The organism is Lactobacillus delbrueckii subsp. jakobsenii ZN7a-9 = DSM 26046 (assembly GCF_001888925.1).
In the GTDB taxonomy this organism is placed as follows: domain Bacteria; phylum Bacillota; class Bacilli; order Lactobacillales; family Lactobacillaceae; genus Lactobacillus; species Lactobacillus delbrueckii.
The window spans coordinates 1,548,423-1,570,049 of sequence record NZ_CP018218.1 but is presented as its reverse complement, the minus strand read 5'-3'; the positions used below and the strand labels follow the sequence as shown (position 1 = coordinate 1,570,049).

Below are 21,627 nucleotides of genomic sequence, written 5' to 3'. Positions count from 1 at the left end.
GCTGATAAAAAATGAAAGACAAGCTGAAAATCTTGGTAGTCGGGTCTGGCGGCCGGGAATTCGCCGTTGCCCGCGCTTTGAAGAAGAGCCCGCACGTTGCAGAAGTTTTCTGCGCGCCGGGCAACTCCGGCATGGCCGCGATCGGCGTTAAAGCTACTGGCATTCCAGAAGACGACTTCAAGGCCTTGAAGGACTTTGCTATTAAGGAAGACATTGCCTGGACCTTTGTGGGTCCGGAAGATGCCTTGGTAGCCGGGATTGTTGACTACTTCCATGCTTTTGACTTGAAGATCTTCGGGCCTAATGCCAGAGCGGCCCAATTGGAAGGGTCAAAAGACTATGCTCTGCAGTTCATGGAAAAGTACCAGGTGCCGCACCCGCGTTATGAAACCTTCCAGAGTGCAGAAACTGCCATTAGTGCCTTGCCAGACTTTGGCCTGCCAGTCGTTTTGAAAGAAGACGGCCTGGCCGGCGGGAAAGGCGTGATCATCGCTGAAGACCAGGAAACGGCGGAAAGTACTTTGACGGAAATGTTTGCCAAGGGGCAAAAGCAGGTAGTTCTTGAAGAATTCCTGACTGGCCCGGAATACTCCGTCTTTGCCGTTATGCAGGGGGGCAATTACCGCCTCCTGCCTCTGGCTCAGGACCACAAGCGGGCCTATGACGGCGACAAGGGGCCGAACACCGGCGGGATGGGCTCATACAGCCCGGTTCCGCAATTGAGCCAGGCTGAATACCAGGAAATCGTTGATCAGTTGGTTGAACCGACGGCCAAGGGTCTGCTGGCTGGCGGCTATGACTACCACGGCGTTTTGTACCTGGGCCTCATGATGACTAAGCAGGGGCCGAAAATGATCGAATACAATGTTCGCCTGGGTGACCCGGAAACGGAAGTTGTTTTGCCGCGCTTGAAAAGCGACTTTGCGGAACTGGTTGCTGCCTGCGTAAATGATGAGGAAATGCCAGCCGTTGAAGAAAAGGCTGAGGCAGTCCTCGGTGTCATTTTGGCCGCTGAAGGCTATCCGAAGAAGCCGCTTAAGGGGCAAAAACTGGGCCAATTGCCAGCTGAAGATGGCATTTTCGTTGACTGTGCCAACGTAACCGGCCCGGCTGCTGATTTGGCCGGCAGCGGCGGCCGGATCTTGATGGTCCGGGCTGAGGCAGCTGACTTAAAAGAAGCCCAAGAACACGTTTATGCCTACCTGGCCAAGCTGGATATCCCGCAGACATTCTACCGGCGTGATATCGGCTACCGGGCAACCGGCAAGCGCTTTTAAAGCTGGAGAATTAAGCAAAAATGATAAATGAGCTTGACATTAAGGAGAAAGTTAAATAAAATAAAAGCAACTTAAAATTAAAGGGAGCTGAGAATTATGAAATGTCAAATGTGTCAACAAATGAATAATGCCATGCTGTTCTCAGCTGCCGTCATTACTCTCTTGCAAATTATGTAGAGCTCTGAATGAGCTCTTCTTCGTTAGCATTTGTGAGTGAGCTCAATGATCCGGATTAAGAGTCTTCACTCACTGGATGAGTGAAGACTTTTTAATTTAGGTTTAAGCGTTAAAAACAGAAGTTGAAGTCTAATGTATTTAATTGAAATGGGGAAAACCGTCATGAATTTTAAGAAAGCTTTCGGTGTAGCCGCCGCAACTATGATGTCCGCCGCAGCCCTGACTGGCTGTGCAACCGCTAAGACCAGCTCAACTGCCGGCAACAAGTCCAGCGACAATACGATCAGAATCGGGGTTAACCTGGAACTTTCCGGTTCAGTTGCCAGCTACGGCCAGCAAGAAAAGAAGGGTGTCGTATTAGCAGCCCAGGAAATCAACAAGAAGGGCGTTAAGATCGGCGGCAAGACTTATAAGGTTAAGCTGTTTATCAGCGACAACAAGTCATCCACTTCAACCGCAGCTTCAGTAGCCGCTCAAATGGCCAACAGCGACAAGATCGTTGCCCAAGTCGGCCCGGCAGCCACGGCTTACGCGACTGCTTCAATCGCCAACCTAACCAAGGCCGGCGTGCCAATGGTTGGTCCATCAGCCACTGCCTCTGAATTTACCCAAACCAAGAGCGGGCAGACGCAAAAGTACGCTTTCCGTGCCTGCTTCATTGACCCATTCCAAGGTAAGAAGGCAGCTGACTTCGTGTACAACACTTTAAAGAAGAAGAGAGTGGCTATCCTGGCTGACAACTCCACTGACTACGGTACTGGTCTGACCAAGTCCTTCACCAAGGAATTCAAGAAGTTGGGCGGCAAGGTTGTAACTACTCAATACTTCCAATCAGGCGACAAGGACTTCAACTCAACCCTAACCACGATCAAGGGCAAGAAGCCAGATGCCCTCTACCTGCCAGGCTACTACACTGAAATCGGCCTGATCCTCAAGCAAGCCCGGGAAATGGGCTTAAACGTTCCAGTTGTTGGTGGTGACGGGATGGGTTCACCAAAACTGGCCCAAATCGCCGGTAAGAAGAACGCCACTAACGTTTACTACACCACCCACTTCTCAATCAAGTCCAAGGAACCTGAAGTTGTTAAGTTCCTGAAGACCTACAAGGCTAAGTACGGTGAAGAACCGGCAACCTTCAGCGCCTTGGCTTACGATTCAGTTTACATGATCGTCGACGCGGCCAAGAAGGAAGGCGAAGTATCTTCAAGCGCTATCCAAAAGGGTCTGGCAACTCTGAAGAACTTCAAAGGGGTAACTGGGAAGATCACTATGGACTCCAAGCACAACTCGCAAAAGTCAGTCGTTGTTGAACAAATGACTAACGGCAAGATCAACAAGGCTTACACGGTTAAGTAATTAATTTTTAGCCGGTAATGCCACAGGCAAGTTAAGGAGGTTTTAAACTTGCAAACATTTTTCCAGCAATTGATAAATGGGCTTTCCCTCGGCAGCATTTACGCTTTGCTGGCTTTGGGATACATGATCGTTTATGGGATCTCGAAGCTTCTTAACTTCGCCCACGGGGACGTCTACATGCTAGGTGCTTACTGGGGTTATTACACGATCAACTACCTGCACTTTGGCTTTATCACCGCCTTGATCACGGCCATGATTGTCTGTGGCCTGGCCGGCGTGATTATTGAAGCTGTTGCCTACCGGCCCTTGAGAAACGCCCCCCGGGTGGCAGCCTTGATCACCGCCATCGGCGTGTCCTTCTTTCTTGAAAACGGGATGTCCTACCTGGTCACTTCAGACACGCGGAACTTCCCACAGGTTATCAAGCGGAAGAATTTTGACCTGGGCGGGGTGACGATTTCCAACATCCAGCTGATCATCCTGGTTACGACCTTGATCTTGATGCTGGGCTTGATGTACATCATCAATTGCACCAAGACCGGGCGGGCCATGCGGGCAGTTTCAACTGACTACGATGCAGCCAGCTTGATGGGGATCAACATCAACCACACAATTTCAATTACTTTCGCCCTGGGCAGTGCCCTGGCTGGGGCAGCCGGCGTTTTGATCGGCTTGTACTACAACTCAATCGACCCACTGATGGGGATGACGCCAGGGATCAAGGCCTTCGTTGCCGCCGTGCTCGGCGGGATCGGGTCCATCCCAGGCGCGGCTGTCGGCGGCTTCTTGATCGGTCTTCTGGAAACGGCTGTCCAGGCCATGGGCTTCTCAGCCTTCAGAGACGCGGCCGTCTACATCGTTTTGATTGTTATCCTGCTTGTCCTGCCGGGCGGTCTGTTTGGCAAGAAGCAAGTTGAAAAGGTTTAGGAGGAAGAAGTCAGATGAAGAAAAACTGGAAATACAATCTTTGCTGGCTGATCCTCATGGTGGCAGGCTTTTACCTGATCAACACCTTGATGCTGGCTGGCGTGATCAATACCTTCATTGAAAACATGCTGGTAATGATTGGGATCAACATCATTCTGGCGGTCGGGCTGAACCTGGTCATCGGCTTTTCAGGACAATTCTCTTTGGGCCACGCCGGCTTCATGGCCCTGGGGGCATACGCCACCGGGATCATGACCCAGACGATGAACACGGCAGGGGGCTTTTACCTGTCAATTCTGGTCGGGGTGGTCATTTCAATCGTCGTTGCCTTGCTGGTCGGCATTCCAACCCTGCGCCTGCATGGTGACTACTTCGCCATCGCGACGATGGGGGCAGCGGAAATTATCAGAATCGTGATCAACAACATGAAGATCACCAACGGGGCAGCTGGTCTGTTCAACATCCCTCAGTTTGCGACCTGGGACGTGGTTTACATCTTTGTCTGCTTGACCACGATCGTGACCGTCAACTTCATCCACAGCCGTGACGGCCGGGCGGTTATCTCCATCCGGGAAAACGAAATAGCGGCTGAAGCCATGGGGGTCAACACGACCAAGTGGAAGTTGTCAGCCTTTGTTTTAGGGGCGGCAACGGCCGCGATCGCCGGTTCCCTGTACGCTTCTTACTTGCAGACGATCGTGCCATCCACCTTCGGGATTATGGAATCAATCAACATCTTGATTTTTGTGGTTCTTGGTGGCTTGGGCAGCATTACCGGGACCTTCGTGGCCACCACCCTCTTGGGCGTTTTGGACGCGGCCCTGCAAAGCCTGGGCGTTTTGCGGATGGTCTTCTACGCGGTCGCTTTGATCATCATCATGATCTTCAAGCCAGGCGGTCTGTTTGGTAAATGGGAATTCTCTTTCAAGCGCCTTTTGACGAAAAAGCAAGACGGCGATATGAAAGAAGCCGGAAAAGAAAGCAAGTAGTGAGGAGGAACTGAAATGACAGATGCTTTAAACGCGGACCACATCACCAAAGTCTTTGGCGGTTTGACCGCGGTCGACGATGTTTCTCTGCACGTGGGCGAAAAAGAACTGGTTGCCCTGATCGGGCCGAACGGGGCCGGGAAGACCACCTTCTTCAACTGTCTGACCGGGGTGGGACCAGCCACGACCGGGACGGTCAAGATTGGCGGCCAGGAAGTCAAGAAGAACACCAAGGCCTACAAGGTGGCCCAGATGGGGATTTCCAGAACTTTCCAGAACATCCGCCTCTTCAGCCAGTTGTCCGTTTTGGAAAATGTCTTGATCGCCTTGACCAACCATTACAAGGAAAACTTCCTGACGGCGGTTCTCCGCCTTCCTGCTTACTATAAGACGGAAGAAGCCATGGAAGAGCGGGCCAAGGAACTTTTGAAGGACTTTGACCTGGAAGATGTCATGTACTTCCCGGCCGGCAGTCTCCCATACGGGACTCAGCGGCGGGTGGAAATCGTCCGGGCCCTGGCTACGGAGCCCAAGATCATCTGTCTGGATGAACCAGCCGCGGGGATGAACCCGGAAGAAACGGCTGACTTGACCAGATTGATCAAGCGCCTGCAGACCGAATACGGGATTGCCGTACTTTTGATTGAACACGACATGTCCCTGGTCATGAACCTGGCGGAAAGAATCTATGTGTTAGCGGAAGGCAAGCTGCTGGCTAAGGGGACGCCAAGTGAAATCCAAAATGACGAAGCAGTTATCAACGCTTACCTCGGAGGTGGAGCAGATGTCTAAAGAAATTTTGGAAGTCGACCAGCTCTCAGTCAATTACGGGGCAATCAAGGCTGTCCGCGATGTCAGCTTTGACATTAAGGAGGGCGAAATCGTCACCTTGATCGGGGCCAACGGAGCCGGCAAGTCGACCATTTTGAAGACTATCTCCGGTCTTTTGAAGCCGGCTAATGGCGAAATCGTCTTTCTGGGCCAGTCCCTGGCTAAGTTGACCGCGCCTAAGATCGTGGCTGCCGGGGTTTCCCAGGTACCAGAAGGCCGGCGGATTTTTGCCGGGATGACGGTTAAGGAAAACTTGCAGCTGGGTGCTTACCTCCGAAAGGACAAGGACGGGGTGGAAAAGGACATGGAAGCCATGTTTAAACGCTTCCCGATCTTGAAGGAACGGCAAAAGCAAGACGCCGCAACTCTTTCCGGCGGGGAACAGCAGATGCTGGCCATGGCCCGGGCCTTGATGGCGCGGCCGAAGCTGCTCTTGCTGGATGAACCATCCATGGGTTTGGCGCCAATCTACATCCAGGAAATTTTTGACATTATTAAAAGCATCAACAAGGAAGGCATGACTGTCCTCTTGATTGAACAAAACGCCCGACAGGCCCTCAGCATTGCCAACCGGGGCTACGTTTTGGCCTCAGGCGAAGTTAAGATGACCGGCAGCGGGCAGGACCTGCTCAACGACCCGGCCGTGCAAAAGGCCTACCTTGGTGGTTAAAAAGAATAACCTTCGAAAGCGGGAAACTGCTTTCGAAGGTTATTTTTTCTTCATTTCTTATCTGCTAGGAAAAGGCTGATCCTTGGGGTATAATTAGTTTTAGATTAAGAAAACAGTTAATAATGGAATAAGATTTAATACAAATAGGAGGAAAAAGATGGCGGGATTCAACACCCGGCTGGTCCACCAGCCCCGGCAAAATGACAATCAAACAGGGGCCGTTGCCGTGCCGGTTTACAAGGCGACCACTTTTGCCTACCCAAAAATCGGGGCGCAAGTAAAGTACGACTACTCCCGGTCGGGCAACCCGACCAGAAATGCCGTTGAAGAACAGCTGGCCTGCTTGGAGGGGGGAGACCGGGCCTTTGTTTTTGCCAGCGGAATGGCGGCGATTCACGCGGCTTTGGCAATTTTTGCAGCTGGGGACCATATCGTCATCGGTGACCAAATTTATGGGGGCACCTTCCGGATCGTCTACCAGTACTTCAAAGACCGGGGCCTGGAATTTACGGCAGTTGACACCCGGGATTTGGCGGCAGTGGAAAAAGCCATCCAGCCGAATACCAAGGCAATCTACTTTGAGCCGGTGACTAATCCGCTTTTGCAGGTGACGCCAGTTTCCGGGATTGCCCAATTAGCCCATGAGCACGGCATCCTGGCTATTACCGACAACACCTTCCTCAGCCCCTATCTTTTGCGCCCGCTTGAATACGGGGCAGACCTGGTTGTTCATAGCGCCACCAAGTACCTGGCCGGCCACTCTGATGTTAGTGCCGGGGCCGTTATTGCCAAGGGAGAGGAGCTGGCTGACCGGATCTACTTTGTGCAAAATGCCATTGGGGGGATTTTGTCGCCGGAAGATTCCAATGAACTTGCCCGGGGGATCAAGACCTTGTCACTGCGCTTAGACCGGCAGATGGAAAATGTTCAAGCGATTATTGGATTTTTGAAAAAGCAGGCCGGAATCGCCAAGATTTACTATCCAGGTGATCCGGACCTAGCCGGCTATGATGACCTGCGCAAAGAGGCCAAGGGGGCGGGCGGGGTCTTCTCCTGTGAACTGGACAACGATATTTATGACCCGGTAGTTTTTGTTAACAGTCTAAATCTGTTCAGCCTGGCAGTAAGCTTAGGGGCGGTTGAAAGCCTGGTCGAACTGCCAAGCAAGATGAGCCATGCCGAACTGTCAGAAGAAGAGCAGCTGGCCGCCGGCATCAAGCCGGGCCTTATCCGCTTTGCCGTGGGCATTGAAGACGCGGCGGACTTGATCGCTGACATTGACCAGGCCCTGGCCGAAGCTAAAAGATAATGGATTTAAGGAAATGGAGGAAAAAGATGACAGAAAAAGATACCCGGTCTTTTGAGACCATCGTGGCGGAAGCCGGCAGCATAAAAGACGGAGCCAATCCGGTCGCCCAGCCCCTGTACTTGTCGGCCTGTTACCGGCACCCGGACTTGGACCAGGCGGTCAACTTTGACCGCTTGCAGGGCTTTACCTATTCCCGGGTGGAAACCCCTAACCGGAAAACCGTGGAAGAGACTCTGGCCAAACTGGAAGAAGGCTGCCAAGGTTTCGCTGTAGCCAGCGGGATGGCTGCTGTCCAGCTGGTCTTAAGTGTTTTGAAGACCGGGGATGAAGTGGTCAGCTTAGACGACCTTTATGGGGGCGACTTCCGCTACTTCCGTCACCTGGAAGACCACTTCCAGATCAAGTTCAAGCTCTGGAACGGGGAAACTTTGGAAAATTTGCTGGGGCTTTTGACGCCAAAGACCAAGCTTGTTTGGCTGGAAACCCCGTCCAACCCGATGATGAAGAGCGTAGACATCCAGGCCGTGGCTGATGCTGTTCATGACTATAATCCTGATATCCTGGTGGCCGTTGACAATACTTTTTACACGCCATATTACCAAAAGCCGCTGACCCAAGGGGCAGACGTGGTCATTCACTCGGCCACCAAGTACCTGGGCGGGCATAACGACATTTTAGGCGGGATCGTGGTGGTCAAGGATCCGGTTTTGGCCGACTTTTACTTCCAGTACACCATTACGGTTGGCGACACTATGTCCGCCTTTGACAGCTGGCTTTTGACAAGAAGCTTGAAGACTCTTCCTTTAAGAATGCAGCAGCACACGGCCAGCGCGAAAAAGATCGTTTCTTTCCTAGAGCAGGCGCCGCACGTGGAAAAAGTCCTCTACCCGGGCAAGGCGGGGATGATCTCCTTTTATTTGGACAGCGACGAAGAAGTCGACCGGGTTCTCAAGAGCATCAAGCTGATTACTTTCGCGGAAAGCTTGGGCGGGGCAGAAAGCCTCTTGACCATTCCTTACTACCAGACCCATGACGATGTTGCAGAAGACCAGCGTCTCAGGCTGGGAATTACGCCGCGGCTTTTGCGGCTCTCAGTGGGCCTGGAAAACGCGGACGACTTGATTGCCGACCTGGCCCAGGCCTTGGGGGAATAAAAGCAAAAAAACAAGTTCCAGAAGCCGGAACTTGTTTTTGCTTATTTCCAGGTCTGCTCGTAGACCTCTTCGTTAAAGCCGCAGGTTAAGTGCTGGTCATCAACGACCAGGGGGCGTTTGATCAGCTTGCCGTCTTTAGACAAGAGATCAGCGGCTTCCTCTATAGTCATATTTGGCAACTTGTCTTTCAGGCCCATTTGCCGGTAGTGCTGGCCGCTGGTGTTGAAAAAGTATCGCAGGCCGCGGTCCTGGTACTTGGTCAGCCAGGACAAGAGCAGGTCTTTTTCCGGCGGAGTCTCCACCAGGTCCTGGAAGTCATAGCTGATGCCCTTGTCGTCAAACCACTTCTGGGCCTTCCGGGAAGTGGAGCAGCGCTTGTATCCATAGAATTTTGGCATGTTTTTCCCTCGATTTCTTCCTTACTAAATTATCTCTTTTGAGTTTAACGCAAAAAATCTGGCAAAAACAGGAATTTGCCTGGCAAAAAACTTGAGCAAGGCGGGCAAAGCGTGCTATACTAACAGAGTTGCAATTTGAGTGATACCTCGATTCTGCAACCGCGCAGATAAGGTTGACAAGCCTGCTTTGGGCAGCACCTTTGATGGCGAGTCTAAGTAATTTTATACGGAGGTGTACTAATGTACGCAGTTATTAAGACCGGTGGCAAGCAATACAAGGTTGCCGAAGGCGAAAGTATCTTCGTTGAAAAGCTTGACGTACAAGCTGGCGAAGAAGTTGTTTTTGACCAAGTTATCCTGGTAGCTAATGGTGACGACGTTAAGATTGGTACTCCATTAGTTGAAGGTGCTAAGGTAGTTGCTAGTGTTGACAAGCAAGGCAAGGAAAAGAAGGTTGTAACCTTCAAGTACAAGCCAAAGAAGCACTCACATTCTAAGTACGGTCACCGTCAACCTTACACCAAGGTTACTGTTAAGAGCATCGAAGCTTAGTAAGAGGTGAACACTATGATGATGAACATTCTTTCAAACGCAAAGTTACTTGCCCACCACAAGGGTGGTGGTTCAACTACCAACGGTCGTAACTCAGCTGGTCGTCGTTTGGGCGCAAAGCGTGCCGACGGTCAAGAAGTACACGCTGGCTCAATCATCTACCGTCAACGTGGTACTAAGATCCACCCAGGCAAGAACGTTGGCCGCGGTGGCGACGACACTTTGTTCGCACTGACTAACGGTGTTGTTAAGTTCGAACGTCTTGGCAAGTACAAGAAGCAAGTTTCTGTTTTGCCAGTAGAAGACGCTGAATAATCAAGCCGGCAAAGGAGCAGACAGTCCAGCTGCCTGCTTTTTTCTTGCCCTTTTTCCAGGGAAAGAATGTTTAAGTCCTTGATCTTTTGTATAATAAAAGCATCATGAATAAAAGCTTAAAATCTGCAGAAAAGGATGGTGCTTATGAGCAAGAACAATGAATTGTTAAGTCTGTTGACCAGACGGATCAAGGAAACTGCCGACTTGATCAAGGACAAGGACGCGGATGCCCTCTTGGTTTTCAACCGGGCAAACTACCGCTACCTGACCAATTTTACCGGTGAAGAAGCCCAGCTGATCATTGCCAAAAACGGCGACCGGGTGCTTCTGTCAGACTCCCGCTTTGCCCCGCAAATCGAAGCCCAGGCAGTGGGTGAACTGAAGGTAGTCATGAAGCATGGCCACGAAGCGGCCGAAATCGCGGCAGAGGTCAAAAAGCTGGGGGTCAAGAAACTCTTAGTCGAAGCAGAATTTGTTTCTGCTTATGAATATGACGCGATCAAATCCCAGCTGCCAGATGTTGACCTGGTGATGGTTACTGAAATCGTTGAACGGGTCCGCAATGTCAAGGATGACCTGGAACTGGCCACTCTTAAAAAGGCTGTTGAAATCTCAGAAAGAGCCTTTGAAGAAGTTCTGCCAATGCTTAAGCCAGGTGCCAAGGAAAGAGACGTGGGCGCCAAGCTCGACTACCTCTTCAAGCTCTACGGCGGCGACGGCCCGGGCTATGACTCAATTATCGCTTCTGGTCCCCGTTCTTCCTGGGCCCACGGGGTGGCCAGCGACCGCTTGATGCAAGAGCACGAACTGGTCGTAATTGACGCGGCCGCTTCATATAACGGCTACACCGCCGACATTACCAGAACCTACGCTTTGGGCAGCGTGGAAGATGAACTGGAAAAGATCTACAAGATCGTTCTGGAAGCACAAAAGCGGGGGATTGCCGCCGCTGTTGCCGGGGCAACTGGCAAGGACGTTGACCAGGCAGCCCGGGGCTAGGCTACATCAATAACGCCGGCTACGGGCAATATTTCGGCCATGGGATTGGACACGGAATCGGCCTGGAAATCCATGAAATGTGTCAGCCGGAATTTTTGTTCAGCCAGACGACCCTGGAAAACGGGATCGTGCACACGGTTGAACCAGGCATCTACCTGCCGCAAGGCGGGGTCCGGATCGAAGATGATATTCTGGTTAATGGCGACACTCCGAAAGTTTTGTCCACTTTACCAAAGGACGAACTCATTCACCTGTAAGATTATTTTTACGCCAATTGCAAAAATAAATTGAACACTTACCATAACATCTGGTAAATTTTGACTATCTACGCCGGTAAATGCGGTCAAGTTCGGTGTCAAAGTACTCTTCTGGAGTCTTGTAGTTTAAGATCTTCCGAGGAAGAGAGTTGCACCATACCTCGATCTTAGCAATATCTTCCACACTGTACTTATCCATACGGTCTCCCTTGGGAATATAGCGTCTGATAAGCCCGTTGTGCCGTTCTACGCTGCCTTTATCACAGGATGTATAAGGGTGAGCGTAGTACACAAGAGTCTTGGAAACTTGCTCAAGATCGGATAGATCTGCGAACTCAGATCCGTTGTCGGTTGTGATAGACTTAAAGATTTGATTCCATTTGGATCCGTAGTACTCTCGAAGCTTATCAAATGCCTTCATAACGCTAGCTGAGGTTTTATCCTCGATCTTGATCATGAAGAACTGACGCGTCTTTCGTTCGCACAGAGTAAGCAACACATCATCGTCCTTAGTCTTGTGTCCAAGAACCAGATCGCATTCCCAGTGACCAAAGTCCTTACGACTTTCGATTCTAGGACTACGTTCATCGATGCTTCGTCCCAGGATACGCTTGTTTACACGGGCACGACGAGTCTTAGTATTGCGCTTGACCTTCTCTGGAAGATCACCGTTCTTGATGTCCATTAGGCCCAAGTCAACGTAGTTATACAGAGTTTTGGTTGATACGACCTGATCCTTCTGGAAGATTCCCTTGGCCAAAGCATAACCCACGCAAGCATCAAGAGACCAGCCTCGATTATGGAAGCAGTGGGAAACATAGTCGATGAACTTATGTCTGCGAAGAAACAAGCTCTTGCGGCCGCATTTGCTTCTATGTAGTTCGTAAGTGCTTTGCCCTTCGACAGCTTTATACCGCTTCACATTGCCGGTATACACGGATACTGTGCCTCTTTTGAGCTCATATCCGACCGTGCTTGGCGAGCAGTTAAGCTCTCTGGCTATAGCACGGTTGGAGTAGCCCTTAGAGTGCAGCTCCTGGATTGTAGTCCGGTCGTTTAGCTTAAGGTGCTTGCCCTTTTGGTGTGGTTTAGTGTTAGAATATGAATGATCCATTTTAACCTCTCTAGAAATGTTTGTGGTAATTCATATTCTACCAGATGGTTGAAATGGATTTTTTGTGCTCTAATCCAGTGAAAACGATTTTTCTTACTGGATCGAAACAGTGTTCAGTTTAATTTTACAATCGGCGAAGATTATTTTTATGGTAAAATTTAGTGTTTATTGGTACAATTTAAGATGTAGAAACGGGGGATTTACCAGATGACAATGATTTCTGTTAACGAATTCAAGAACGGCCTCACGATCGAATACAACAACGACCTGTGGCGTATCGTTGAATTCCAGCACGTTAAGCCAGGTAAGGGCAGTGCCTTCGTTCGCTCAAAGCTGAAGAGCTTGCGGACCGGCGCCGTTCAAGAATACACTTTCCGTTCAACTGCCAAGGTCGAAACGGCTGACATTCAAACTCGGCAAATGCAATACCTTTACAACGACGGTTCAAGCTATGTCTTCATGGACACGGCAACTTACGAGCAATTGGAAGTGCCAAACGCTCAGATCGACCAGGAAGCCAAGTACCTGAAGGAAAACATGATTGTGAACATTATTTCCCACAATGGTGAAACCTTGGGTCTGGACCTGCCAAACACGGTTGACCTGAAAGTCGTTGAAACCGAACCAGGCATCCGCGGCGATACCTCATCAGGTGGTGGTAAGCCAGCTACGATGGAAACCGGTTTGGTTGTCACTGTGCCATTCTTTATCAATGTTGGTGACGTGCTGACGATTAACACTAGTGACGGTTCATACGTATCACGTTCTAAGTAGTAGTTTTCGAGGTGGAAAAATGGCTGATAATTCAACAATCGTTTTAAGCGGCAATGATGAGGGCGATCAAATAAAGATCGACCTGCAGGTACTCGAAGTCATTTTGGGCATTTCAGCTCAGAAGGTCGACGGTGTTGCCGGGATGCGCGCTGGCTTGAAGTCAGGCTTGAGCCGTGTCTTTGGCCGCGAGGATCGGGGCAAGGGAGTTGCCGTCTCAGTTGATGAAGACGGCGAACTGACGGCTGACGTTTACGTATATCTCAAGTACGGCGTCAACGTGCCAGCTGTTGCGGGCAAGATTCAAGAAGCTCTGAAGCAGCAGCTGACTCAGATGACGGATATGAATTTGAAGTCCATTGATGTTCATGTCGTTGGTCTCGTCTTCCCTGAAGATGAAAAGAACTTTGAAGATGCTGATCAACCATTATTCCCCGATCAAGAAGAAGATAAGTAATGAATCAACACGATAGTCGAAGAATTGCACTGCAAGCCATTTATCTGTATAACCAGGATCCCAGCGTGACGGCCAGTGAATTGGAAAACAATGTCAAGTCCGCTTTGGACTTGGATACTTTGCCGGCCTACAGCCAGGAACTGGTCAGCGGCGTGATCGACAAGCAGGCTGAACTGCGTGACAAACTTTCCGCCAACTTGAAGCAAGGCTGGCGCTTGGAACGGCTGAGCAAGACCAGCTTGGCAATTTTGGAAGTAGCCCTGTATGAAATGCTGTACAGCCCGGTTATTGAAGATCGGTCAGCCATCAACGAGGCTTTGAACTTGTGTGACGAGTTTGATGATCCGAAGTCAAAGGCCTTCATCAATGGCATATTGGCAAACTTTGTGCAAGAATAATCTTTAAAAGCCGGCGTTTCGCCGGCTTTTTTTCTTAAGGAGGAGGCAGTTTTGGGAGAAATTTTAGACGGGAAGAAGCTGGCCCGGGAATTAGGGGAAAAGTTAGGCAGTGAAGTGGCTTCCTTAAAAGAGCATGGGGTCAGTCCCAAGCTCTGTGTCATCAATATTGGCGATGATCCGGCCAGCAAGGTCTATGTCGCCTCCAAGAAGCGGAAGGCTGAGGAGCTGGGCATCAAGCAGGTAGTTTATCAATTGCCGGCTGATAAAAGCGAAGAGGATGTCTTAAAGTTGATCGACAGCTTGAACGCGGACCCGGAAGTTTCCAGCCTGATGGTCCAGTTACCGGTTCCCCCGCAGATCAATGCTGACCGGGTCATTGAAAGGATCGATCCGGAGAAGGACGTTGACTGCCTGACTCCGGCCAATATCGGCCGCCTCTGGCAGGGCAAGCACTTTGTCGAACCAGCTACGGCTGCCGGCATCATTGCCCTTTTGGACCACTACCAAATTGACTTGACTGGCAAGAACGCCGTGATTGTCGGCCGGTCAAACATTGTCGGCAAGCCCCTGGCTGCCTTGATGCTGGAAAGAAACGCTTCTGTCTCAATCCTGCACTCCCGCAGCCGGAACTTGGCTGACTTGACCAAGCAGGCCGACATCCTGGTCTGCGCGGTCGGCAAGGCGGAAATGATCAAGGCGGACATGGTTAAAGAAGGGGCGGTCGTGATTGATGTAGGCATCAACCGGGTGGACGGCCACCTGGTCGGTGACGTTGATTTTGCCCCCGTTAAAGAAAAGGCCAGCTGGATCACGCCTGTGCCTGGCGGGGTTGGCCCTTTGACGGTAGAGTTTTTAATGGAAGAAGTCATCAAATTGACGAGGAGACAGCATGGACTCGATTAAGGGGACGGACGAAAAGTACCTGACTGTCAGTGAATTAAATTGGTATGTTAAGCAGAAATTTGACCGGGATCCCTACCTGCGGCAAATTTTTCTCCAAGGGGAATTGTCGAATTTCCGCTTCCGGAGAGGTGGTCACCAGTACTTTTCTTTAAAAGACGACAAGTCTAAAATCAATGTGGTGATGTTCCGCGGAGACTTTGACAAGGTTAAGTTCGAGCCGGAAGAAGGGATGAAGGTCTACGTGACCGGCCGCTTGTCAACTTATGAAGCCCAGGGCAGCTACCAGTTTTATGCCAAAAGCATGGAACCGGCCGGCCTTGGTGCCTTGTATGAACGCTTTAGGCAGCTGCAGGAGAAGCTGGCTAAAGAAGGCCTCTTTGCCCAAGAGCACAAGCGCCCTCTGCCCCTTTTTCCAGATAAGATCGCTGTTGTGACTTCAGCCTCCGGGGCGGTCATCCACGACATCATGGTAACGGCTAACCGCCGCTTCCCGCACGCTGAAATTGACCTTTTTCCAGCCCAGGTGCAAGGGGAAAGCGCAGCTGGCAGCTTGGTTTCTGCTATGCAGCAGATCCAAGCCCGGGCAGATGAATATGACGTGCTCATTATCGGCCGGGGGGGCGGGTCTTTAGAAGACCTGTGGCCTTTTAACGAAGAAGAAGTGGTCCGCCAGGTTTATGCCATGAAGATGCCGGTGATTTCATCAGTTGGTCACGAAACAGATACCACCCTCTGTGACCTGACAGCTGACTGCCGGGCGGCTACGCCAACGGCAGCCGCTGAAATGGCGACGCCGGCCCTAACCCTGGTCCTGGCTGAAATTGGCCAGCTGCAGACCCGGCTTTTGACCGACATCCGGGCCGTGATCCAGGTCCGGGCCCAGGCCCTGGCCCAGCTGGAGAATTCTTTTATCATGAAAGAGCCCCAGCGCCTCTATGAGCAGAAGATACAGCAGGTCGACCAATTGTCCCAGCAGCTGAGCCAGATGATGGAAGTAATTGTCAAAGACCAGGGGCAAAAGCTCAGCCTTTTGACCCAGCGCCTCCAGCACCAGGCCCCAGACCGGAGAATCAAGCAGCTTAAGCAGGAAAACAGCTACCTGGCCAAGAGCCTGGAAATGGGGATCAAGCGGATTCTGGAACAAAAGAAGGCTGCCTGCCGGCAGGCCGTCCAGCAGCTGGACGACTACAGTCCTTTAAAGACCCTGGCCCGGGGCTATAGCTACACGACTGACGCGAGCGGCAACGTAGTCAAGTCAGTTCAGCAATTGGCTCCAGGCGACCAGGTTCGCCTGCACTTAAAGGATGGCCAGGCCATCGGCCGGATTGAAGAGATTAAGGAGGAAAAGAATGACTGAGAAGAACAATTTTGAAAGCCAGCTCAAGGAGCTGCAGGAAATCGTTGGCCAGCTGGAAAATGGCCAGTTGTCACTGGAAGAATCATTGGCCCAGTTCCAGACCGGAGTCAAGCTGAGCCGGGAATTGAAGCAGGAATTGACCAAGGCCGAAAACACCGTGGCCAAGTTGATCGAGTCTGATGGCAGCGAGAAGGAACTTGATCCAACCGATGCTTCAGCACCAAAGGAATAAAGCCATGACAACTTTTAAAGAATTTCAAGCTAGGTACACGCCAATCATCAATGATTTTTTAGAAGGACAACTGGCAAAAGAAAGCGATGACCCCCGTTTTGCTGAAATCATGGCTTATTCAGTTATGGCTGGGGGCAAGCGCCTGCGGCCTTTGCTCTTTTTGGCAACTTTAGACGCCTTGGGTGTTGAGATCACCGAAAAAGAAGTCCAGGCCGCCTGCGGGATTGAACTGATCCATACCTATTCTTTGATCCACGATGACCTGCCGGCCATGGACAATGACGATTACCGGCGGGGGGAATTGACCAGCCACAAGAAATGGGGCGAAGCTGAAGCTATTTTGGCCGGGGATGCCCTCCAGCCTTTAGGTATCCAGTGGATCGCCCAGGCTGAACATAACTGGAAGCTGGTCGAGATCATTACTGAAGCTGTGGGTCCAAAGGGGATGGTGGCTGGCCAATATCTGGACATCGATACCACCAACAATGAAGACAGCAGTGAAGAAGTGATTGACCACATGGAATGGCTGAAAACCGGCTGCTTGATTTTGGCCAGCGTTCAGATGGCCACGGCATTAGCTGCTTGCCCTGACCAGCAGGCCCAAAAGTACCTGGCCTTCGCCAAGCACTTTGGCCGCTCTTACCAGCTCTATGACGACCTGGTAGACATCGTTGAAAGCCAGGAAGAAGCGGGCAAGGCGACCCATAAGGACCAGGAAGTGGGCAAGAACAACAGCTTGACCATGCTGGGGGCAGAGGCAACCAGAAATGAACTCAAGCAGCTGATTGAAAAAGGCAAGGCTGACCTGGCCGGGGAAAAAGCAGAAGTTTTGCTAGGCTTTTTGGATTTATATCAGAAGGTACTGTAATGGCAAGTAAAGAACGCGCGGACGTATTATTGGCCGCCAAGGGAATTTTTAACTCCAGAACTCAGGCCCAAAGAGCCATCATGGCGGGTCTTGTAACTGACCACAACCACCAGCGGATCGATAAGGCCGGGGAGAAGTTTCCCGTTGACGAGGAATTTTTCATTAAAAAGGATAAGCTCAAGTATGTTTCCCGGGGCGGTTTCAAATTGGAAAAGGCGGTCAAGGTCTGGAACATTGACTTAAAAGACAAGGTCTGCCTGGATATCGGGGCTTCAACTGGTGGCTTTACCGACGTAGCCCTGCAAAATGGGGCCAAACTGGTCTATGCCTTGGACGTGGGCTATAACCAACTGGCCTGGCAGCTGCGGGATGACCCCCGGGTGGTAGTGATGGAGCGGCAGAACTTCCGCTACTCGGTTCCCGCCGACTTTACCGAAGGCCTGCCGGACTTCGCCATGACCGACGTGTCGTTTATCTCCCTGGACTTGATCATGCCGCCGATGTATGAAATCTTAAAAGACCAGGGGGATGCCGTCTGCTTGATCAAGCCTCAGTTTGAGGCCGGTCCGGAAAATGTCGGCAAGCACGGGATCGTCCGGGACCACGCGGTTCACCAGGCAGTGATCGAGCACACTATGGCCAAGGCCCTGGAAATTGGCTTTTCCATTTTGGGCGTTGACTATTCACCAATCAAGGGCGGCAAGGGGAATATTGAATTTTTGCTTCACTTGAAGAAGGACCAGGCAAATCCAGGGCAGAATCTCTGGTCCGGCTCAGTCAGCGAGCTGGTTGACCGGGCTGCCCAGGGTCTGTAGAAAGGATGCTGTGGGACGCTTATGCTTGTCGAATTGGATATCCAGAATTTCGCTATCATTAAGAGTCTGAAAATCAAGTTTCAGCCGCAAATGACAGTCCTGATCGGGGAAACCGGGGCCGGCAAGTCCATCTTGATCGATGCTTTGTCACTTTTGCTGGGCCACCGGGCCCAAAAAGAAATGGTCCGGTCTGGCCAGAGCAAGGCAGTAGTGACGGGCCTTTTTACCCTGCAAGATGAGGAAATGCGGGAAGTTGAACAAATCGCGGATGACTACGGCCTGCCGATGGACGGTGATGACCTGATCATAAGCCGGGAGATTTCCAGCAAGGGCCGGAACGTCATCCGGATTAACGGGCAACTGACCACCATCACCGCTTTGGCAAAAATTGGTGAGTACCTGGTCGACATCCATGGCCAAAACGACCAGCAGATGCTGATGGACCAAAGCCGGCAGATTGACCTAGTCGATGAATACGCGGGCAAGGACTTCAAGCCCCTTTTATGCAAGTACCAGGCTGAATACCAGACCTGGCAAAGCCTTAACCGGCGCCTGGAGCACCTGCGCCGGGACAGCCGGGAACTGGCCCAGCGTCAGGACATCCTCCAGTTCCAGGTCGAAGAGTTGACCCAAGCGGATTTGACGGATGAGCAAGAAGACCAGAACTTGGAAGACGAGTTCAACAAGCTGAATAATTACCAGAAGATTGCTGAATCCGCCAACTTCATGATCCAGCTTTTTGACGATGACGAGCATGGCTTAACCAGCCTGCTGGGGGATGCCCAAGGAACGGCAGAAGATTTGGCCGACCTGGACAAGGACTTCAAGAATGTGGCCCAGTCCATTACTGACGGGGTATATTCGCTGAGCGATGCCCGCTCAGAACTGGGCGACATCATGGACAGCTTGGAATTTGATGAAGAACGCTACCAGTACGTGCAAAACCGCCTGGACCTCTTGAACAACTTGAAGAAGAAGTATGGACCAAGCCTGGCAGACGTTTTTGACTTCTATGCAAAAGTCTCCAAGGAGCTCAGCCAGTTTGAAACTGGTGGCCTTGACGAAGAAGAACTGGTCAAGCAGATAGCCGCTGTTGAGGAAAAAATGTCAGTCATGGCGGCTGACCTCCACCAGGCCAGAGAATCGACCGCCTTGAAGCTGGAAGAAGCGATCAAGCATGAACTGGCTGACCTGTACATGGACAAAGCCCGTTTCTCCATCCGCTTCGCCAAGACTGATAATTTCACGGTCAAGGGGACTGATGACCTGGCCTTCTACATCGCGCCAAACCCAGGCGAAGAGCTGATGCCACTGGTCAAGATCGTTTCCGGCGGGGAACAGTCCCGGCTGATCCTGGCCCTAAAGGCTATCTTCTCCCGGGTTGAGCCGGTTGGCACCATGGTCTTTGATGAAATTGACACCGGGGTTTCCGGCCGGGTGGCAGCGGCCATCGGCAAGAAGATGCACGCGATTGCCGGCCAAAAGCAGGTTATCGCCATCACCCACTCCCCGCAGGTAGCGGCCAGCGCCGACCACCGCTTTGCCATCGCCAAGCAGGTTGCAGCCGGTGAGACCTTTACCCAGGTCAAGGAACTTGATGAAGACAGCAGCATCAAGATGATCGCCCAGATGATGGCCGGAGCTAATGTCAGCGAAGCTGCTGAGCAAAACGCGGCCGACCTGATTGCCAGTCAGCAGAAACGAGATTAGAAAATAATTATCAAAAAATAACTCTCTTGCCAGAAGGCAGGAGAGTTTTTTGCATGCGCATGGGAAGAATATGCAATTTTTGCTTTAATTGCAGGTAAAAAGCGTTGACAATGGATAATTGCTGTTTTAATTTAAGTTTAAACATAGCCCCAGATTCGCCCTCTTCTTCCCGCAGGCAGAAAAGGCGGTCAAGAAGTACGGGTCCAACTACGGGACGGCTTCAAAGTACATGCTTTATAACGGGCCGTATATGCAAAAGAGCTGGACGGGGTCCAACCTGTCTTGGAAGATGGTCAAGAACAAGTACTATCTCAACTGCTTACTTGATCAGACCGGAAATCAATAATGTCTACAACGACAACCTCGGCGGCTGGCAGTTCAAGTACGCCAGCGTGAAATAACGAAAAGCGTAAGAGAACATAAGTGCAAAAAGAGTCTGGAAAAGCCAGGCTCTTCTTTGCTTTAAGGCAGCTCAACTGTTAAAATGTCATTAATGTCAAGCAAGTAAAAAATCTTGTTGTCGGCATCGCGGAAAACGAAGCGGCTGGGTGAAATCCGCTTGGTGATCTTGCCAACCCGCCAGCTGCCGTCATTTAAGGTGACCAGGAGATACTGCCTCTTCAAGAAGGCCAGCTGCAATTTAGCTAAGTTAACTGCCAGGCTGTCGCCGCGGAGGGTGAGCCGGTCTTTGTCATAAGCAAAGAGATAGTGAAAGGCCTTCTTAAGGGGCTGAGTGGCTCGGCTGGCAAAGTTTTGAAATTTGGACATGGTGAATACTCCTTTAAGTAAATCATTTTCGAACGCCTGTTTGTAAACATATTATACGAACAAGTATTCGAAAAAGCAAGCCCCTTTTTTAAAAAAGCTTTTTTCGGCCTTAAGACTTGATCAGAAGGCGCTTATGGTCCAAAATAGAATTACTAGTCAAAAAAGGAGCTATCATGGCAGATAAAGGATTACTGTTGGTTTTGTCCGGCCCGTCCGGGGTGGGCAAGGGAACCGTCAAAAGCGCAATTGTTGAACACAAGGTCTTCCCCTTCGAATACTCAGTCTCAATGACTACCCGCAAGCCCCGTGAAGGCGAAGTGAACGGGAAAGACTACTACTTCGTGACCAGGGAAGAATTCAAGCAGGCGATTGCTGACAATCAGCTGCTGGAATACAACGAATACGTCGGCAACCTTTACGGGACCCCTTTGGGCCCGGTCAAGGAAATGCTGGCTGCCGGCAAGGACGTCTTGCTGGAAATCGATGTCAACGGAGCCAGAACTGTTCGCCAACAAATGCCAGAAGGCGTCTTTATTTTCTTGACGCCGCCTGACCTGCACACTTTAAGAGACCGGCTGGAACACCGGGGCACGGAATCCGAAGACGTGATCCGGGGCAGAATTGCCCAAGCGCGCAAGGAAATTCTGGTGATGCAGGACTATGATTACGCGGTAGTCAACGACACTGTCGCCAACGCCGTCAACCACATTAAAGCAATCGTTGACGCTGAACACGTCAGCGTCAAGCGTGTGATCGGCGATTATCGGAAAATGGTTAAGGAGGACTAAGATGAGAATTACCTATCCATCAATTGACAAGCTGCTAGATGAAGTTGATTCAAGATACTCACTGTCAGTTCTGGCTGCCAAGCGGGCTGGTGAACTGGAAGCCGGCAAGCCGGGCGCTTTGGACAACTACCACAACTTGAAGCCGGTCGGCCAGGCATTGGAAGAAATTGCTGCCGGCAAGGTAACGATTGACGCTGACCCTCACGGTGAAGCTGACAAATAATCCTTGAAGAGG

The 21,627-nt window shown here is 51.1% G+C and carries 24 protein-coding genes, 2 pseudogenes and 1 other annotated feature; of the genes and pseudogenes, 23 read left to right on the top strand and 3 right to left on the bottom strand.

Annotated features, from left to right (window positions below; all coding sequences use genetic code 11):
* The first annotated feature begins 11 nt into the window (after positions 1-11).
* The 8 genes from purD (at position 12) to LJ046_RS07940 (ending at position 8,690) form a co-directional block, all read left to right on the top strand.
* Entirely contained in the window at positions 12-1,277 is a 1,266-nt protein-coding gene (gene purD / locus LJ046_RS07975) for a phosphoribosylamine--glycine ligase (protein ID WP_002879298.1), read from the top strand.
* A gap of 309 nt (positions 1,278-1,586) precedes the next feature.
* The gene (locus tag LJ046_RS07970; RefSeq protein WP_002879300.1) at positions 1,587-2,810 is read left to right on the top strand and encodes an ABC transporter substrate-binding protein; all 1,224 of its coding nucleotides are present in this window, start codon (positions 1,587-1,589) and stop codon (positions 2,808-2,810) included.
* 48 nt (positions 2,811-2,858) lie between these two features.
* Positions 2,859-3,737, top strand: coding sequence for a branched-chain amino acid ABC transporter permease (locus tag LJ046_RS07965; RefSeq protein ID WP_002879301.1), 879 nt, complete (start codon positions 2,859-2,861; stop codon positions 3,735-3,737).
* Positions 3,738-3,751: 14 nt separating this feature from the next.
* The gene (locus tag LJ046_RS07960) at positions 3,752-4,726 is read left to right on the top strand and encodes a branched-chain amino acid ABC transporter permease (protein WP_002879302.1); all 975 of its coding nucleotides are present in this window, start codon (positions 3,752-3,754) and stop codon (positions 4,724-4,726) included.
* Positions 4,727-4,741: 15 nt separating this feature from the next.
* Positions 4,742-5,518: an ABC transporter ATP-binding protein gene (locus LJ046_RS07955; protein WP_002879303.1), complete on the top strand. Its 777-nt coding sequence runs from the start codon at positions 4,742-4,744 to the stop codon at positions 5,516-5,518.
* Complete coding sequence (locus tag LJ046_RS07950; protein ID WP_002879304.1) at positions 5,511-6,227, top strand: ABC transporter ATP-binding protein; 717 nt, start codon at positions 5,511-5,513, stop codon at positions 6,225-6,227. Before LJ046_RS07955 ends, LJ046_RS07950 begins: the two co-directional genes overlap by 8 nt.
* A gap of 157 nt (positions 6,228-6,384) precedes the next feature.
* Positions 6,385-7,536: a trans-sulfuration enzyme family protein gene (locus tag LJ046_RS07945; RefSeq protein ID WP_002879305.1), complete on the top strand. Its 1,152-nt coding sequence runs from the start codon at positions 6,385-6,387 to the stop codon at positions 7,534-7,536.
* A 26-nt stretch (positions 7,537-7,562) separates the two neighbouring features.
* The gene (locus tag LJ046_RS07940) at positions 7,563-8,690 is read left to right on the top strand and encodes a trans-sulfuration enzyme family protein (protein ID WP_002879306.1); all 1,128 of its coding nucleotides are present in this window, start codon (positions 7,563-7,565) and stop codon (positions 8,688-8,690) included.
* Between the two features lie 41 nt (positions 8,691-8,731).
* Here LJ046_RS07940 and LJ046_RS07935 read toward each other — a convergent pair whose 3' ends face one another.
* A complete protein-coding gene (locus LJ046_RS07935) occupies positions 8,732-9,088 on the bottom strand; it encodes an arsenate reductase family protein (protein WP_002879307.1) in 357 nt (118 codons plus the stop codon).
* 147 nt (positions 9,089-9,235) lie between these two features.
* Positions 9,236-9,312: a sequence feature (ribosomal protein L21 leader region), on the top strand.
* A gap of 16 nt (positions 9,313-9,328) precedes the next feature.
* Here LJ046_RS07935 and rplU point away from each other — a divergent pair.
* The 3 genes and pseudogenes from rplU (at position 9,329) to LJ046_RS07920 (ending at position 11,211) form a co-directional block, all read left to right on the top strand.
* On the top strand, positions 9,329-9,640 hold the full coding sequence (gene rplU / locus LJ046_RS07930; RefSeq protein ID WP_002879308.1) for a 50S ribosomal protein L21: 312 nt from the start codon (positions 9,329-9,331) through the stop codon (positions 9,638-9,640).
* A 15-nt stretch (positions 9,641-9,655) separates the two neighbouring features.
* Positions 9,656-9,955: a 50S ribosomal protein L27 gene (gene rpmA / locus LJ046_RS07925; RefSeq protein ID WP_002879309.1), complete on the top strand. Its 300-nt coding sequence runs from the start codon at positions 9,656-9,658 to the stop codon at positions 9,953-9,955.
* Positions 9,956-10,099: 144 nt separating this feature from the next.
* Positions 10,100-11,211: pseudogene (locus LJ046_RS07920) on the top strand (M24 family metallopeptidase).
* 64 nt (positions 11,212-11,275) lie between these two features.
* On the opposite strand, the gene LJ046_RS07915 reads toward LJ046_RS07920, so the two are convergent.
* A complete protein-coding gene (locus LJ046_RS07915; protein WP_072557716.1) occupies positions 11,276-12,325 on the bottom strand; it encodes an IS30-like element ISL7 family transposase in 1,050 nt (349 codons plus the stop codon).
* A gap of 207 nt (positions 12,326-12,532) precedes the next feature.
* Between LJ046_RS07915 and efp the strand changes: the two genes are divergently transcribed.
* From efp to LJ046_RS10725, 10 genes and pseudogenes are all read left to right on the top strand, one after another.
* Positions 12,533-13,099, top strand: a complete 567-nt coding sequence (efp, locus tag LJ046_RS07910) for an elongation factor P (RefSeq protein WP_025895739.1) — start codon at positions 12,533-12,535, stop codon at positions 13,097-13,099.
* Positions 13,100-13,118: 19 nt separating this feature from the next.
* Entirely contained in the window at positions 13,119-13,553 is a 435-nt protein-coding gene (locus LJ046_RS07905) for an Asp23/Gls24 family envelope stress response protein (RefSeq protein WP_002879678.1), read from the top strand.
* Positions 13,553-13,951 carry a transcription antitermination factor NusB gene (gene nusB, locus LJ046_RS07900; protein WP_002879679.1) on the top strand — a complete coding sequence of 133 codons (399 nt, stop codon included), beginning with the start codon at positions 13,553-13,555 and terminating at the stop codon, positions 13,949-13,951. The genes LJ046_RS07905 and nusB overlap by 1 nt, the downstream gene beginning before the upstream one ends.
* 51 nt (positions 13,952-14,002) lie before the next feature.
* Entirely contained in the window at positions 14,003-14,854 is an 852-nt protein-coding gene (locus tag LJ046_RS07895; RefSeq protein WP_002879680.1) for a bifunctional methylenetetrahydrofolate dehydrogenase/methenyltetrahydrofolate cyclohydrolase, read from the top strand.
* On the top strand, positions 14,841-16,211 hold the full coding sequence (xseA, locus tag LJ046_RS07890; protein ID WP_002879681.1) for an exodeoxyribonuclease VII large subunit: 1,371 nt from the start codon (positions 14,841-14,843) through the stop codon (positions 16,209-16,211). The genes LJ046_RS07895 and xseA overlap by 14 nt, the downstream gene beginning before the upstream one ends.
* On the top strand, positions 16,204-16,443 hold the full coding sequence (locus LJ046_RS07885) for an exodeoxyribonuclease VII small subunit (protein ID WP_002879682.1): 240 nt from the start codon (positions 16,204-16,206) through the stop codon (positions 16,441-16,443). Before xseA ends, LJ046_RS07885 begins: the two co-directional genes overlap by 8 nt.
* Positions 16,444-16,447: 4 nt before the next feature.
* Positions 16,448-17,311: a polyprenyl synthetase family protein gene (locus LJ046_RS07880; RefSeq protein ID WP_002879683.1), complete on the top strand. Its 864-nt coding sequence runs from the start codon at positions 16,448-16,450 to the stop codon at positions 17,309-17,311.
* Positions 17,311-18,126, top strand: coding sequence for a TlyA family RNA methyltransferase (locus tag LJ046_RS07875; RefSeq protein WP_002879684.1), 816 nt, complete (start codon positions 17,311-17,313; stop codon positions 18,124-18,126). The genes LJ046_RS07880 and LJ046_RS07875 overlap by 1 nt, the downstream gene beginning before the upstream one ends.
* 21 nt (positions 18,127-18,147) lie before the next feature.
* Positions 18,148-19,836: a DNA repair protein RecN gene (gene recN, locus LJ046_RS07870; RefSeq protein ID WP_002879685.1), complete on the top strand. Its 1,689-nt coding sequence runs from the start codon at positions 18,148-18,150 to the stop codon at positions 19,834-19,836.
* 154 nt (positions 19,837-19,990) lie between these two features.
* Positions 19,991-20,146, top strand: a pseudogene (locus tag LJ046_RS10725) (ABC transporter substrate-binding protein); the annotation flags it as partial.
* 152 nt (positions 20,147-20,298) lie between these two features.
* Here the strand turns inward: LJ046_RS10725 and LJ046_RS07860 are convergent.
* On the bottom strand, positions 20,299-20,604 hold the full coding sequence (locus LJ046_RS07860; protein WP_002879688.1) for a hypothetical protein: 306 nt from the start codon (positions 20,602-20,604) through the stop codon (positions 20,299-20,301).
* 173 nt (positions 20,605-20,777) lie between these two features.
* On the opposite strand from LJ046_RS07860, the gene gmk reads away from it, so the two are divergent.
* Positions 20,778-21,392 carry a guanylate kinase gene (gene gmk / locus LJ046_RS07855; protein WP_002879689.1) on the top strand — a complete coding sequence of 205 codons (615 nt, stop codon included), beginning with the start codon at positions 20,778-20,780 and terminating at the stop codon, positions 21,390-21,392.
* 1 nt (position 21,393) lies between these two features.
* Positions 21,394-21,615 carry a DNA-directed RNA polymerase subunit omega gene (gene rpoZ, locus LJ046_RS07850; protein WP_002879690.1) on the top strand — a complete coding sequence of 74 codons (222 nt, stop codon included), beginning with the start codon at positions 21,394-21,396 and terminating at the stop codon, positions 21,613-21,615.
* Positions 21,616-21,627: the final 12 nt, after the last annotated feature.

Excerpts from the sequence above, each read along its gene's own strand:
- purD (WP_002879298.1), top strand. The coding sequence starts at position 12 with ATGAAAGACAAGCTGAAAATCTTGGTAGTCGGGTCTGGCGGCCGGGAA.
- LJ046_RS07970 (WP_002879300.1), top strand. The coding sequence starts at position 1,587 with ATGTATTTAATTGAAATGGGGAAAACCGTCATGAATTTTAAGAAAGCT.
- LJ046_RS07960 (WP_002879302.1), top strand. The coding sequence starts at position 3,752 with ATGAAGAAAAACTGGAAATACAATCTTTGCTGGCTGATCCTCATGGTG.
- LJ046_RS07955 (WP_002879303.1), top strand. The coding sequence starts at position 4,742 with ATGACAGATGCTTTAAACGCGGACCACATCACCAAAGTCTTTGGCGGT.
- LJ046_RS07950 (WP_002879304.1), top strand. The coding sequence starts at position 5,511 with ATGTCTAAAGAAATTTTGGAAGTCGACCAGCTCTCAGTCAATTACGGG.
- LJ046_RS07945 (WP_002879305.1), top strand. The coding sequence starts at position 6,385 with ATGGCGGGATTCAACACCCGGCTGGTCCACCAGCCCCGGCAAAATGAC.
- LJ046_RS07940 (WP_002879306.1), top strand. The coding sequence starts at position 7,563 with ATGACAGAAAAAGATACCCGGTCTTTTGAGACCATCGTGGCGGAAGCC.
- LJ046_RS07935 (WP_002879307.1), bottom strand. The coding sequence starts at position 9,088 with ATGCCAAAATTCTATGGATACAAGCGCTGCTCCACTTCCCGGAAGGCC.
- rplU (WP_002879308.1), top strand. The coding sequence starts at position 9,329 with ATGTACGCAGTTATTAAGACCGGTGGCAAGCAATACAAGGTTGCCGAA.
- rpmA (WP_002879309.1), top strand. The coding sequence starts at position 9,656 with ATGATGATGAACATTCTTTCAAACGCAAAGTTACTTGCCCACCACAAG.
- LJ046_RS07915 (WP_072557716.1), bottom strand. The coding sequence starts at position 12,325 with ATGGATCATTCATATTCTAACACTAAACCACACCAAAAGGGCAAGCAC.
- efp (WP_025895739.1), top strand. The coding sequence starts at position 12,533 with ATGACAATGATTTCTGTTAACGAATTCAAGAACGGCCTCACGATCGAA.
- LJ046_RS07905 (WP_002879678.1), top strand. The coding sequence starts at position 13,119 with ATGGCTGATAATTCAACAATCGTTTTAAGCGGCAATGATGAGGGCGAT.
- nusB (WP_002879679.1), top strand. The coding sequence starts at position 13,553 with ATGAATCAACACGATAGTCGAAGAATTGCACTGCAAGCCATTTATCTG.
- xseA (WP_002879681.1), top strand. The coding sequence starts at position 14,841 with ATGGACTCGATTAAGGGGACGGACGAAAAGTACCTGACTGTCAGTGAA.
- LJ046_RS07885 (WP_002879682.1), top strand. The coding sequence starts at position 16,204 with ATGACTGAGAAGAACAATTTTGAAAGCCAGCTCAAGGAGCTGCAGGAA.
- LJ046_RS07880 (WP_002879683.1), top strand. The coding sequence starts at position 16,448 with ATGACAACTTTTAAAGAATTTCAAGCTAGGTACACGCCAATCATCAAT.
- LJ046_RS07875 (WP_002879684.1), top strand. The coding sequence starts at position 17,311 with ATGGCAAGTAAAGAACGCGCGGACGTATTATTGGCCGCCAAGGGAATT.
- recN (WP_002879685.1), top strand. The coding sequence starts at position 18,148 with ATGCTTGTCGAATTGGATATCCAGAATTTCGCTATCATTAAGAGTCTG.
- LJ046_RS07860 (WP_002879688.1), bottom strand. The coding sequence starts at position 20,604 with ATGTCCAAATTTCAAAACTTTGCCAGCCGAGCCACTCAGCCCCTTAAG.
- gmk (WP_002879689.1), top strand. The coding sequence starts at position 20,778 with ATGGCAGATAAAGGATTACTGTTGGTTTTGTCCGGCCCGTCCGGGGTG.
- rpoZ (WP_002879690.1), top strand. The coding sequence starts at position 21,394 with ATGAGAATTACCTATCCATCAATTGACAAGCTGCTAGATGAAGTTGAT.